The organism is Methylorubrum rhodinum (assembly GCF_014199935.1).
Classification (GTDB): domain Bacteria; phylum Pseudomonadota; class Alphaproteobacteria; order Rhizobiales; family Beijerinckiaceae; genus Methylobacterium; species Methylobacterium rhodinum.
Map to the genome: position 1 here is coordinate 67,297 of NZ_JACHOP010000018.1, position 13,239 is coordinate 80,535.

Genomic DNA, 13,239 nt, shown 5'->3' on the forward strand with positions numbered 1-13,239 from the left:
TCATCCCACCAACCCCTCATCCTGAGGTGCTGCGAAGCAGCCTCGAAGGAGGGTTCCAGCGTATCGCGCGCATACTGGAGCCCTCCTTCGAGGCTGAGCTTGCGCTCGGCACCTCAGGATGAGGGCGGAGGATGGGATGAGACGGTTCTAGAATCGGAACGGACATGACCGAGACCCTCGACCGGGACGACCGCGCCCGCCACGCGACGCTCGCCGCGCCCCGCGCCTATCGCCGCGGCGCCCCGCGGGTCATCGAGGGCCTGCCCGAGCGGCTGCCCGAGCCGGTGCGCGCCTATCTCGACGTGCTGCCCGAGGGGCGCGTCGTCGGCTTCAACCTCGCGGGCCTCGACCGCACCGGCATCCCGGTCTGGTTCGTGGCGCTCTTCCTCGACGATCCGTTCTATGTCGGTGCCATGCCGTCGGGCATCGGCTACGGTGCCACCGACGACGAGGCGCTGATCGGCGCGGTGGCCGAGATCGCCGAGAACCTGATGCCCTCGGTCGCCCTGCTGCCGCGCCTGCGCGCCAGGGGCGGCGACAACGAGGACGAGCGCTCCTACCACGACCTCGTGCGCGTCTACGGCGCGAACGCCGTGGTCGATCCGCTGACGCTCGGCCTCCCCGCGGGCTCGCCCGTCGACCGCGGCACCCCCCTCGACTGGACCCGCGCCGTGCGGGCGCGGACCGGCGAATCCGTCTGGGCGCCGCTCGATGTCGCCGCGACCGACTATTTCGAGCTGCGCCAGGGCTATCAGCCCTTCACCAACCTCATCACCAACGGGCTGGGCGCCGGGCCGGACGTGGAGTTCGCGCTGGGCCACGGCCTCCTCGAAATGCTCCAGCGCGACGGCAACGGCCTGCTGTTCCGCGCGCTCGATCAGGGCGTGATGCTCGATCTCGACGGGATCGGCCCCGAGACCCGCGCCATGCTCGACCGGCTTGAAGGGCTCGGAATCCGCGCGCTGCCGAAATTCGCCACCGACGAATTCGGTATGACCAACCTCTACGTCGTCGGCTACGACGAGGACCCGGCCCGCACGCCCGCCCCCATCGCGCTCTCGGCCTGCGGCGAGGCCTGCGACCCCGACCGCGAGCGCGCTCTGCGCAAAGCGCTCCTCGAATTCCAGGCCGCGCGCGTCCGAAAAACCTTCGGGCACGGGCCGCTGGCGCTCGCCGACACCGTGGCGCCCCCCGGCTACGTCGAGGCTTTCATCCGGAAGGCGCTGCCGAGCCTCGATCTGGAGGAGAGCCGCGCGCTCCAGGCCATGCTCGCCTGGATCGACATGACGCCCGCGCAACTCCGTGGCGTGTTGAGCGAGACGGTCTACGCCGAGCGCAGCACCAAGCCGTTCATGGAACTACCGACGACGCCGGCTGCGGACGGGCATGCCCGTGGACGGATCGCCCGCGAGCGGCTGGAGCAGGCCGGCTTCGACGTGCTCTACGTCGATTGCTCGCCGCCCGGCGGCGGCATCGGCGTCGTCAAGGCGATCGTGCCGGAGCTCGAGGTCGAGACCATGAGCTACTACCGGATCGGCGAGCGCAACACGAAGAAGCTCATCGAGCGCGATCATCCGCTGATCCGCTTCGGCCAGCCGACCGACACGCTGCTGCCAGTCCGCCTCACGCCCGAGGCGTTGGATCGCTTCGGCGGCCAGCCGCTCTTCGACACGGCGCTGGCGGAAAAAATCGTCGGCTCGCATTACCCGCTCTACCGCGAGCCGGAATCGCACCACGCCCCGTTCCGCTACGAGCGACAGGGCCGCCGGGCCGACCGGAGGCCGTCATGACCCTTCGCTTCGCCTACAACACCAACGGCACCGCCAACCACCGCATCGAGGACGCGATCCGCCTCATCGGGGACGCCGGCTACGACGGCGTCGCGCTGACGCTCGACATCCACCATCTCGACCCCTTCGCCGACAACTGGGTGGTCGAGGCCGACCGCGTCGCCAGTATCCTGGCCCGGCTCGAACTCGGCTCGGTGATCGAGACCGGCGCCCGTTTCCTGCTCGACCCCACCGCCAAGCACGAGCCGACGCTGGTGACGGCGGACGCGACGGGCCGCGCCCGGCGGATCGGCTTCCTCAAACGGGCGATCGAGATCGGCAAGATCCTGAACGCCGAGGCGGTCTCGTTCTGGGCCGGCGTGCCGAAGCCCGGCGTCGATCACGGCGAGGCGCGCGGCTGGCTGATCGAGGGCTTGCGGGAGGTCGCCGACTTCGCCGCGGAGAAGGGCGTCGTCGCCGCGCTGGAGCCCGAGCCCGGCATGCTGATCGAGACGCTGGACGATTTCGCCGGCCTCGACATCCCCGGCCTGCATCTCGCCCTCGACACCGGCCATTGCCTCGTCACGCAGGAGCGCGACCCGGCCGCCGCGGTGAAGGAATTCGCCCCCCGGATCGGCACGGTGGCGATCGAGGACATGAAGCGGGGCGAGCACATCCACCTGCCCTTCGGCGAGGGCGACATGGACGTGGCGTCCGTGCTCGACGCCCTCGACGCGATCGGCTTCCAAAAGCTCGTCTGTGTGGAGCTGTCGCGCGATTCGCACCGGGCCGACGTGATGGTGGGTCAGGCCCTCGAGTATCTCCGCACCTGCCGCCGCCCCGGCCCCGGCCTGCCTCGGCCGGACGCGACGCCCCGCGAGACCCCCGTTCCGGGACTGCCCAACGCATGAGAATCTGCTTCGTCAGCCGCCGCTACTTCCCGGCGATCTCCGGCATGAGCGTATACGCCCAGAATCTTCTGCGCGAGGTCGCGGGGGCCGGGCACGACGTGACGATGATCTCGCAGTACCGCGGCGATGAATTCGGCACGCGCGTCTATGGCGGCGGTCCACCCCCATTGGTGCCGGGCGTCCGCGTCATCGGCCTGGAGCAGCGCGGCGAGCAGGAAAACGGCGATTTCGAGCGCGACATCGACGAGATGATCGCGACCATCGAAGCCGAGCACGCCAAGAAGCCGTTCGACGTGCTGCACGCGCAGTACGGCTACCCGACCGGCTGGGCGGTGCTGGTCGCCGGCAAGCGCCTCGGCCTGCCGACGGTGGTGTCGATCCAGGGCGGCGACGGCCACTGGGTCGGCTCCTGCTGCGAGACCCACCGGGTCGCGATGGTCGAGGTGCTGGCCCACGCCAACGCCCTGCTGATCGGCGGCCCGTCCTTCGTCGGGGAGGTCTGCGACCGGCTGGGGTCGGACCCGGCCCGCTTCACCATCGTGCCCGGCGCCGTCGACACCGCCCGCTTCACGCCGGGCGCGCGGTTCGAGGCCGAGCGCGAGGACGAGGAGCCGGTGCGCTTCCTCTATCACGGCCGGGTCGATCGCCGGAAAGGCGTGCTCGACTTCCTCGACGCCCTGGAGCGCCTGTGGGAGGCCGGCCAGCCCTTCGACGCGACCATCTCCGGCATCGGCCCGGACGTGGACGCCGCCCGCGAACGCGCGGAGGCCATCGGCTTCACCGCGCATCAGGTGCGCTTCACGGGCTACGCCGATTACGACACCGTGCCGGACCTCTACCGGCAGGCCGACGTGTTCGTCTCCCCGACCTACGCCGAGGGCTTTTCGAACACGATCCTGGAGGCGATGGCTTCGGGGCTGGCGGTGGTCTCAACCCACTCGGTCGGCGTCTCGGACTGCCTGCGCGACGGCGAGAACGGCCTGCTCGTGAACCCCGGCGACGTGCCGGCCCTGGCGAAAGCCCTCGGCCGCGTGGTGGAGGACGACGACCTGCGGGGCCGCCTCGCCCGCGACGGGCTGGAGGAGTGCCGCCGGGTCTATTCATGGACGGCGGTCGGGCGCCAGATCATGGATGTCTATGCCGAGGTCGCCGGGCAGGCGCCGCACACCGACTTCGCGGACGCGTTGCCCTACGATCCGTCCTGCCGCTTCCGCGCCGAGCCGCACCTGCTCTGATGCCGGTCGCGCTCGCCATCTCGCCCCATCTCGACGACGCTGCCTTTTCGGCCGGCGGGACGCTGGCGCGGTTGGGCGCGCAAGGCTGGCAGGTCGTGATGGCGACGGTGTTCACCGCCTCGGTGGCGAACCCGCAGGGCTTCGCGCTGGCCTGCCAGCTCGACAAGGGGCTCGGGCCGCACGTCGACTACATGGCCCTGCGCCGTTCCGAGGATTGTTTCGCAACGGAGGCGCTCGGCATCGAGGCGCCAGTCCACCTTCCGTTCCGCGAGGCGCCGCACCGCGGCTACGCTTCGGCGCCCGAGCTGTTTTCGGAGTTGCGCCCCGACGACAGCGTCGGCCTCAATCTCGCCGACGCCTTCGAGCGTCTGGTGGCCGACACGCAGCCGGACCTGATCCTCGCCCCCCAGGCGGTCGGCGGCCATGTCGATCACGTCCAGGTCGTGCGTGCCTTCCGCGCCGCCCAGCCGCCGCTCCCGGTGCTGTGGTGGCGCGATTTTCCCTACACGGTGCGCGACGCCGCGCCGAAGCAGCCGCTGCGGCATCTGTTCGAGCCCTATCCCGAGTGGATGGTCCGCTTCGGTGCCGAGGCCGAGCGGCGCAAGGCCGAGGCCTGTGCGGCCTACGCTTCGCAGATCGGTTTCCAGTTCGGTGGGGCGGAGGGCTTGCGGGAGCGTCTGGCTGCGGAAGACGGGATCGAGCGGTTTCGGGTTCAGGGGAAATTGCCCGACGGGATTTTGGATTGATCCGGTTCGCCGTGTGTGAGGTTGGCTTCTGCACCCAGCACCTGTGTCCGTGGATCGCCTCGTGAGCAGAACGGGGCGTTCTCCTCCCTCTTGCGGGGAGGAGGTAGGAGGTGGGGGTGGTTCAGAACGAGGCGTGATGGTGCCTTCTGCCCGACCCCCACCCCGAACCCCTCCCCGCAAGGGGGAGGGGACCCGCGCTCGACGCGACTCGGAGAGCCCGACAGAGATCGGCGCCTCCGACAGCATAACGCAGGCAGCGACAGGCGCCGCCGATCTATCGGCTCTGCCCACCGCCCCCAAAAGCCTCGCCGACCCGGCCGCGCTCGAAGCCCGCCGCGCCATGGTCGGCGCCCCCCACATCGCCCCCTTACGAGCCCTCGCCCGAAAAATCGCAACCGAGCGCAACGCCTCCGTTCCCGACCCCGACCCCCTCGACGGCGGCGTCGCGGCGCGCCTCCTGCTGCTCCTCGAAACCCCCGGCCCATCCATCGGCCGCACCGGCTTCGTCTCCCGCGACAACGCCACCGGCACGGCCGCCAACCTGTTCCGCTTCCTCGCCGAGGCCGGCATCGCGCGGGGCGACACGCTGATCTGGAACGCGATCCCCTGGGTGATCCACGCGCCGGGCGCCCTCAACCGCGCTCCGCGCCGTGCCGAGGCCGCGGCGGCCGCGCCCTACTTCGCCCCGCTGCTCGCGCTGCTGCCGCGCCTTGCCGTCGTGGTGCCGGCCGGGCGCTTCGCCGCGGGGGCCGCCGCGCCGCTCGCCGAGTTGCGGCCCGACCTGCCGGTGATCCCGGTGCCGCATCCGAGCCCGACCTATGTCTGCACCGCGCCGAGCGTGCGCGAGCGCATCCTGGCGGGTCTGCGCGAGGCCGCGGCGCGACTCGCCGAGAGGGGGTAGCACCGTCAATTCGGCCGCAATCCGGATGCAGGACGGGGGTGCCCCGCGCGTCCGGTCGCTGGCCTTTGGCCGGCATTGACCCTAAATGCGCCGGGGCGGGCATCCAGGGCACCCGCTCGGGTCGCGACCCGCGCCGACGGCTCGAGGCGGGCGACCAGCGGAGGCGTGCACCGATCTCACATGAATTTTGCCGGAAAGCATAAGCCGGTCTCCTCGGCCGAGCCGGACGAGGACGCCCGTGGCGCCAAGGCCGCCAAGCCGAAGGTGAAGCGCGGCCCCTATGCCTGGTTCGGCACGCTGGCGAGCCTCCTGCTCATCCTCGCCTCGCTGTTCGTGCTGTGGAAGCTCTCGGCGGAGATCACCTGGGCCGAGTTGCACAAGGCGTTTACCGAGGTCACCAACGCGCAGCTCGCCATGGCCTTCGGCGCGGTCGCCGTCAGCTACCTGTTCCTCACCTGCTACGACGCGCTGGCGCTCCGGCAACTCCGGCTCAAGGTGCCCTACAGCATCACCGCGCTCGCCTCGTTCACGAGCTACGCGGTGAGCTTCACCCTCGGCTTCCCGCTCATCACCGCGGCGACCATCCGCTACTGGATCTACTCGAAGCGCGGGCTCTCGGGGGCCAAGATCGCGGCACTCACCGTCATCGCGGGCTTCACCTTCTGGCTCGGCATGGGGGTGGTGCTGGGCCTCAGCCTCATCATCGAGGCGGGCCAGCTCGCGAGCCTGACCTTCCAGAGCATCGGCGTGAACACGACGGTCCGGCTCAACCAGATCCTCGGCTTCGGCGCGCTGGGCCTCGTCCTCGCCTACCTCGCCTGGGTCTCGGTGAAGCGGCGCTACATCACCGTGCGTCAGTGGCAGCTCGAACTGCCCGGCGCCACGGTCTCGTTCAGCCAGATGCTGGTCGGCATCGGCGATGTCTGCGCCGCGGCCGCCGTGCTCTACATGCTGCTGCCCGAGGGCATGACGCTCGGCTTCACCACCTTCCTCGCGATCTACGTGCTCGCCGCCATGCTCGGCATCGCCTCGAACGCGCCCGGCGGCATCGGCGTGTTCGAGGCCACCATCCTGATCGCCCTGTCCTATCTCCCCCGCGACGAGGTGCTGGGCTCGCTGCTGCTGTTCCGGGTCTGCTACTACCTCGTGCCCTTCGTCCTGGCGCTGCTCATGCTCGGCGCCTACGAGGGGCTGTCGCGCCTGCGGCGGCACCGGGCGGCGAACGACCCGTGACCCGGGCGAAGGCCTGACCCGTGGGTTCGGAGCAGCCGGCCTGGATCGGCGCCGCGGTCGCGGTCGCCGTCATCCTCAGCATCGAGGCTCTGGCCGGCCATGTCGACACCGCGTTGATCGTCTCCGCCGTGCTCGCGTTGGTTGCGGGCGGCCTGCTCGGCCGCACCCGGCGGCCGGTGACGCTGCCGCCGCGCGAGCCCGGCCTGCCCGCCCGCCACGCTGTGGCCGAGGCTTTGCTCGCCAACATCCCCGATCCGGTCATCCTCGTGGATCGCCGCGTCGTGGTGATGGAGGCCAACCCCGCCGCGCGCCGATTGCTGCCGGGCTTGAAGCTGCGCCACCCGCTCTCGTTCTTTCTGCGCGCCCCCGACATCCTCGACGGCATCGAGGAGGTCTTGCGCACCGGCACCAGCCTGACCGTCGACTACGTCGCCCGCGTGCCGACCGAGCGCGCCTTCGCGGTTCAGATCGGGGCGCTGCCGATGCCCGACGGCCCGAGCGGGGGAGAGCCCAACATCGTGCTGTTCCTGCGCGACCTCACCGAGGCGCGCCGCCTGGAGGCGATGCGGGTCGATTTCGTGGCGAACGCCAGCCACGAACTGCGCACGCCGCTGTCCGCCCTGCTCGGCTTCATCGAGACGCTCCAGGGCCCGGCCCGCGACGATGCCCGCGCCCGCGAGCAGTTCCTCGGCATCATGCGCACCCAGGCGCAGCGGATGACGCGGCTGATCGACGACCTGCTCTCGCTCTCGCGCATCGAGCTGCGCGAGCACGTGGCGCCGACGCGGCCGGTCGATCTCGCGCGCATCGCACGCCAGCTCGTGGACATGCAGGCGCCGCTCGCCCGCGAGCGCGGCATCGAACTCACCGTGGAGGCCCCCGATACGCCGATGCGGGTGCTGGGCGAGCGCGACGAGCTGCTGCGGGTGATCGAGAACCTCGTCGAGAACGCCATGAAGTACGGCGGCAGCGGCGGCGTCGTGACGGTCTCGCTCCATCGGCTCGACAGGACCGGAGGACGCCCGGACCGGATCGAGCTGCGGGTCGCGGATGCCGGCCCCGGCATCGCGCCCGAGCACATCCCGCGGCTGACCGAGCGCTTCTACCGCGTCGACGTCGCCTCCAGCCGTCAGCAGGGCGGCACGGGCCTCGGCCTCGCCATCGTCAAGCACAGTCTCAACCGCCACCGCGGCCGCCTGAGCATCGAGAGCGAACTCGGGCGAGGCACCACCATGCGGGTGACGCTGCCGGAGTACCGGCCGGAGCCGGCCGAGGCGGTGCCGGTTCAGGAATAGGAAAGGGGCTTTCCGCCCCCCAGGGATTGGTCCTGCGAGAGGGGCGTCGTCCGGCGCCCGCGCCTGTGGGCAGGCGTGCCGCGAGACGGCGGCCCGGCGATTTCGACACGCCCGCCTTGACCTTCCCATCGTGGGAAGCCCCATCTGAGTGGGCATGGAAGCCCTCGCAGACCGTTCTTTCTCCCCTTCCGCCGAGTCCGCGACCCGGCTGAGCCTGCCCGTCGAGGGCATGAGCTGCGCCTCGTGCTCGGCCCGCGTCGAGCGGGCGCTGGCCGCGCTGCCGGGCGCCCGCGACGTGTCGGTCAACCTCGCGACGGGGCGGGCGAGTCTGGCGGGCGTCCGGCCCGCCGAGGTCGTGGAGGCGATCCGCGGAGCTGGCTACGAGGTGCCCTCGACGGTGACCGCGGTCACCGTCGAGGGCATGAGCTGCGCCTCCTGCACCGGCCGCGTCGAGCGCGCGCTGCTCGCGCTGCCCGGAGCGGTCGCGGCGAGCGTCAACCTCGCCACCGGCCGGGCCGAGTTGCGCCACGCCGTCGGCACCGTCTCGCGCGCCGATATCGAGGCGGCCGTGCGCGAGGCCGGCTACGCGCCGGTCACGACGGAGCGCGCCGCGGACACGAGCCGCGCCGACCGGCAGGCGCGGGAGGAGGCGGCGCTGCGGCGCGACCTCTTCGTCGCGGCGGCGCTCGCGGCCCCCGTCGTCGTCCTCGACATGGGCGGCCACCTGTTTCCCGGCTTCCACCACGCCCTGGCCGGTTGGCTCGGCGCCGCCACCGTGCCCTGGCTCCAGGCCGTGCTGGCGACCCTGGTGCTTGCCGGTCCCGGCCGAAGGTTCTTCCGCGTCGGCGTGCCGAACCTGCTGCGCGGCCATCCCGACATGAACGCCCTCGTCGCGCTGGGGGCAGGCGCGGCCTACCTCTACTCCCTCGTCTCGGTTGCAGTACCCCACATGCTCCCGATGGGGGCGGCGCATCTCTACTTCGAGGCGAGCGTCCTCATCGTCACCCTGATCCTGCTCGGCCGCACCCTGGAGGCCCGCGCCCGCGGCCGGGCCGGGGCGGCCATCGCCCGGCTGATCGACCTCTCGCCCCGCACCGCCCGCCGCCTCGACCGCGAGGGCGAGCGCGAGGTGCCGGTGGAGAGCCTGCGCGTCGGCGACCGGGTGCGGGTGCGCCCCGGCGAGCGCGTGCCCGCCGACGGCACCGTCGCCGCGGGCGAGTCCTACGTCGACGAGAGCATGATCTCCGGCGAGCCGGTGCCGGTGCGGAAAGGGGAGGGCGCGTCCGTCGTCGGCGGCACGCTCAACACCACCGGCGGCTTCGATCTCATCGTCACCCGCACCGGGGCCGACACGGTGCTGGCCCGCATCGTCCGCATGGTCGAGGCGGCGCAGGGCGGCAAGCTGCCGGTCCAGGCGCTGGTCGATCGCATCACCCTGTGGTTCGTGCCCGCCGTGATGGGGATCGCCGCGCTCACCTTCTTGGGCTGGCTCGCGCTCGGCCCGGCGCCCGCGCTCGGCCACGCCCTGGTGGCGGCCATCGCCGTGCTCATCATCGCCTGCCCCTGCGCCATGGGGCTCGCCACCCCGGTCTCGATCATGGTCGGGACCGGACGGGCCGCCGAGCGCGGCGTGCTGTTCCGCCAGGGCGCAGCGCTTCAGGCGTTGCAGGAGGCCCGCGTGGTCGCCCTCGACAAGACCGGCACGCTCACCGAGGGCCGCCCCCGTCTCACCGATTTTCTGGCGGCGCCTGGTTTTTCGCGCGACGAGGCGCTGGCGCTGGCCGGCGCCGTCGAGGCCCGCTCCGAGCACCCGATCGCCCGCGCCGTCGCCGAGGCCGCCCGCGCCGAGGCCGGGGCCCTGCCGGAAGTTTCCGCCTTCGAGGCCGTGCCCGGCCACGGCGTCACCGCGCGGGTCGGCGGACGGGTGGTAGCGCTCGGCAACCGCCGCCACATGGAGCGGCTCGGCGTCGATGTCGCCCCGCTGGCAGGCGAGGCCGAGCGCTTGGCCGGCGAAGGCAAGAGCCCCGTCCATCTCGCCCTCGACGGCCGGCTCGCGGCCCTGCTGGCGGTGGCCGATCCGATCAAGCCTGAGGCGCGCGCGGCAGTCGCCGCGCTGCGCGCCCGCGGCCTCACCGTGGCGATGCTGACGGGCGATGCCGACGCGACGGCGCAGGTCGTGGCCCGCTCGCTCGGTGTCGCGGAGGTGCGCGCCGAACTCCTGCCCGAGGGCAAGGTCGAGGCCCTGCGCACCTTGCGCGCCGCGCACGGCCCGCTGGCCTTCGTCGGCGACGGCATCAACGATGCCCCCGCGCTCGCGGAGGCCGATGTCGGCATCGCCATCGGCACCGGCACCGATGTCGCGGTCGAGAGCGCCGACGTGGTGCTGATGTCGGGCGCGCTCACCGGCCTCGTCGAGGCGGTCGCGCTGTCGCGCGCCACCATGGCCAACATCCGCCAGAACCTGTTCTGGGCGTTCGCCTACAACGCCGCCCTGATCCCGGTGGCGGCAGGTCTGCTCGCGGTGTTCGACGGGCCGCTTCTCTCGCCGGTCCTGGCGGCGGGCGCGATGGCGCTCTCCAGCGTCTTCGTCGTCGGCAACGCCCTGCGCCTGCGCCGCGCCGGAGGCTCGATATGAGCGTCACCATCGGCGAGGCGGCCCGCGCCAGCGGCGTCTCGGCCAAGATGATCCGCTACTACGAAGAAACCGGGCTGCTCGGGCCCGCCGAGCGCACGGCCGCCGGCTACCGCGTCTACGGCGAGGCCGATCTCCACGCTTTGCGCTTCGTGCGCCGCGCCCGCGACCTCGGCTTCTCCATGGCCGAGATCGCCGACCTGCTGGCGCTCTGGCGCGACCGCGAACGGGCGAGCGCCTCGGTGAAGGGGCTGGCGCTGACCCACGTGGCGGATCTCCGCCGCCGCATCCGCGACCTGGAAGCAATGGCCCGCACCCTGGAGACCCTGGCCGAACGCTGCTGCGGCGATGGCCGGCCGGATTGCCCGATCCTGGATGATCTCGCCGGGGCGGGGTGAGGCTCACTGCTCCGCCGTCATTCCGGGTTCGCCTTCGGCGCCCCGGAATGACGGCGGAAGAATGAGCCATCATTGTGAGCCCGGCGCGCTGTCCGAAGCCCGGTCCCAAATGCAAGCTTCGCCGTTGACCCGGCCTTGGCCTTCTGCTTGCTGGGGACGATCCGGAACGCTCGGACGTTGCTCCGAAAAGGTTGGGATCCATGCCCGTCATCGACCGCATCGCCGGCCTCGCCGAGGAGATCGCCGCGTGGCGGCACGATCTCCACGCGCATCCCGAGCTGCAATACGACGTGCACCGCACCGCCGGCTTCGTCGCCGACAAGCTGCGCGAGTTCGGCTGCGACGAGGTCGCCACCGGCATCGGCCGCACCGGCGTGGTCGGGGTGATCCGCGGCCGGGGCCACGGCTCGAACCGGGCCATCGGCTTGCGCGCCGACATGGACGCGCTGCCGATCGAGGAGGCGCGCGATCTCCCCTACCGCTCGACCGTGCCGGGAAAGATGCACGCCTGCGGCCATGACGGGCACACCGCCATGCTGCTCGGCGCCGCAAAGTACCTCGCCGAGACCCGCGACTTCGACGGGCGCGCCGTGCTGATCTTCCAGCCCGCCGAGGAGGGCGGCGGGGGCGGCGAGGCGATGGTGAAGGACGGCATGATGGAGCGCTTCGGGGTCGAGGCGGTCTACGGCCTGCACAACATCCCCGACCAGCCCGTCGGCACCTTCGCGATCCGCCCCGGCCCGATCATGGCCTCGACCGACCGCTTCACCATCGAGATCGAGGGGAGGGGCGGGCACGCCGCCCTGCCGCACGCCGCGGTCGACACCTTGCTGGTGGGAAGCCACATCGTGGTCGCCCTGCAATCGATCGTGTCGCGCAACGTGAAGGCGCTCGATGCCGCGGTGGTCTCCGTCTGCGCGGTCGAGGCGGGCCACGCCTTCAACGTGCTGCCGCAGCGGGCCGAACTGCGCGGCACCCTGCGGGCGCTGACGCCGAAGGTGCGCAGCCTCGTGCTCCGCCGGATCGAGGAGATCGTCGTCGGCGTGGCGGGCGCCTTCGGGGCGCGGGCGAGCGTCGATTTCGCCAGCGGCTACCCGGCGACCGAGAACCACCCGGCCGAGACCGACTTCATGGCCGATGTCGCCGAGCAGGTGGTGGGCCGGCAAGCGGTCGAGCGCGACGTGGCGCCGATGATGGCGGCAGAGGATTTTTCCTACATGCTGGCCCATCGGCCGGGCGCCTACATCTTCATGGGCAACGGCCCGTCGGCCGGCCTCCACCATCCGGACTACGACTTCAACGACGCGGCGATCCCCTACGGCGCCTCGCTCTGGGCGCGGATCATCGAGACCGGGCTGCCGGTGGGGGCGTGATCCTCGTCGTCATTCCGGGCCGCGCAGCGGACCCGGAATCCACCCGTAATGCGCGGCCCGACACACCGTCGCGGCCAGTCTTGGATTGCACGCCTCCGGCGCGCCCTTCGGGTCCGGGTTCGCCTGCGGCGCCCCGGAATGACGATGAGGTGATTTGGAATGCCGGTGAGAGGACGGCTTCCATGGAGCCCGAATCTCAAGCCCCGACACGAAAACGGGCCCCGCAGGGCCCGCATCGTCCAACCATCGTCGGAAAACGTCTTACCGGTAGGGGTTCATGCCGGTGCGCGACACGTACGACGTCGGGTCGATCCCGTCGATGAAGGAGAGGTCGACGTTGCGGATCGCGCTCGAGCGGGCGCCGATGAACGGGCCGTTGGTGATCGGGTCGGGCAGGATGCCGTTGCCGAAGCGGTCGTTGCGGCCGTAGACCGGGTTGAGCTGGTTCGAGGCGGCGATGAAGGCCGGGTTGGTGGCCGGGTTCGAGACCGAGCCGTTGCCCGGCTCCACCACGTTGCCGGCATCGAGCCAGGAGCGCGGACGGATGCGGATCGGCAGGGGCTGGCTCACGCGCACGTAACCCGGGTTGCCGTAGGGACCCTGCGCTTCGGCGCCGGTGCCGAAGCCGATGGCCGCGAGGGTCATGGCGCCCAGGAGGGCGATCTTGGTCGAGCGCATGGCACACCTTGTTGATTGCGAGGAGACCGTATCGGGGCCTTCGTTAAGAATCCCGCCTGTTGGGGAGT

General features: G+C 71.6%; 11 protein-coding genes. 10 read left to right on the forward strand and 1 reads right to left on the reverse strand.

Annotated features, from left to right (window positions below):
- Positions 1 to 164: 164 nt before the first annotated feature.
- The 10 genes from HNR00_RS18105 (at position 165) to HNR00_RS18150 (ending at position 12,493) form a co-directional block, all read left to right on the forward strand.
- Positions 165 to 1,790, forward strand: a complete 1,626-nt coding sequence (locus HNR00_RS18105; protein WP_183571768.1) for a YcaO-like family protein — start codon at positions 165 to 167, stop codon at positions 1,788 to 1,790.
- The gene (locus HNR00_RS18110) at positions 1,787 to 2,680 is read left to right on the forward strand and encodes a sugar phosphate isomerase/epimerase family protein (protein WP_183571769.1); all 894 of its coding nucleotides are present in this window, start codon (positions 1,787 to 1,789) and stop codon (positions 2,678 to 2,680) included. The genes HNR00_RS18105 and HNR00_RS18110 overlap by 4 nt, the downstream gene beginning before the upstream one ends.
- Positions 2,677 to 3,915 carry a glycosyltransferase family 4 protein gene (locus tag HNR00_RS18115; RefSeq protein WP_183571770.1) on the forward strand — a complete coding sequence of 413 codons (1,239 nt, stop codon included), beginning with the start codon at positions 2,677 to 2,679 and terminating at the stop codon, positions 3,913 to 3,915. The genes HNR00_RS18110 and HNR00_RS18115 overlap by 4 nt, the downstream gene beginning before the upstream one ends.
- Entirely contained in the window at positions 3,912 to 4,661 is a 750-nt protein-coding gene (locus tag HNR00_RS18120) for a PIG-L deacetylase family protein (protein ID WP_183571801.1), read from the forward strand. Before HNR00_RS18115 ends, HNR00_RS18120 begins: the two co-directional genes overlap by 4 nt.
- Before the next feature lie 340 nt (positions 4,662 to 5,001).
- Positions 5,002 to 5,562 carry a uracil-DNA glycosylase family protein gene (locus tag HNR00_RS18125; RefSeq protein ID WP_246390776.1) on the forward strand — a complete coding sequence of 187 codons (561 nt, stop codon included), beginning with the start codon at positions 5,002 to 5,004 and terminating at the stop codon, positions 5,560 to 5,562.
- Between the two features lie 180 nt (positions 5,563 to 5,742).
- Positions 5,743 to 6,795 (forward strand): putative bifunctional lysylphosphatidylglycerol flippase/synthetase, encoded by a 1,053-nt coding sequence (locus tag HNR00_RS18130; protein WP_183571772.1) that lies wholly within the window; start codon positions 5,743 to 5,745, stop codon positions 6,793 to 6,795.
- A gap of 20 nt (positions 6,796 to 6,815) precedes the next feature.
- On the forward strand, positions 6,816 to 8,090 hold the full coding sequence (locus HNR00_RS18135; RefSeq protein WP_183571773.1) for an ATP-binding protein: 1,275 nt from the start codon (positions 6,816 to 6,818) through the stop codon (positions 8,088 to 8,090).
- 154 nt (positions 8,091 to 8,244) lie between these two features.
- Entirely contained in the window at positions 8,245 to 10,725 is a 2,481-nt protein-coding gene (locus HNR00_RS18140) for a heavy metal translocating P-type ATPase (RefSeq protein WP_246390778.1), read from the forward strand.
- Complete coding sequence (gene cueR, locus HNR00_RS18145; RefSeq protein WP_183571774.1) at positions 10,722 to 11,120, forward strand: Cu(I)-responsive transcriptional regulator; 399 nt, start codon at positions 10,722 to 10,724, stop codon at positions 11,118 to 11,120. The genes HNR00_RS18140 and cueR overlap by 4 nt, the downstream gene beginning before the upstream one ends.
- Before the next feature lie 200 nt (positions 11,121 to 11,320).
- Positions 11,321 to 12,493: a M20 aminoacylase family protein gene (locus tag HNR00_RS18150; protein WP_183571775.1), complete on the forward strand. Its 1,173-nt coding sequence runs from the start codon at positions 11,321 to 11,323 to the stop codon at positions 12,491 to 12,493.
- 261 nt (positions 12,494 to 12,754) lie between these two features.
- On the opposite strand, the gene HNR00_RS18155 is transcribed toward HNR00_RS18150, so the two are convergent.
- Positions 12,755 to 13,171, reverse strand: a complete 417-nt coding sequence (locus tag HNR00_RS18155; RefSeq protein ID WP_183571776.1) for a hypothetical protein — start codon at positions 13,169 to 13,171, stop codon at positions 12,755 to 12,757.
- Between the last annotated feature and the right edge of the window lie 68 nt (positions 13,172 to 13,239).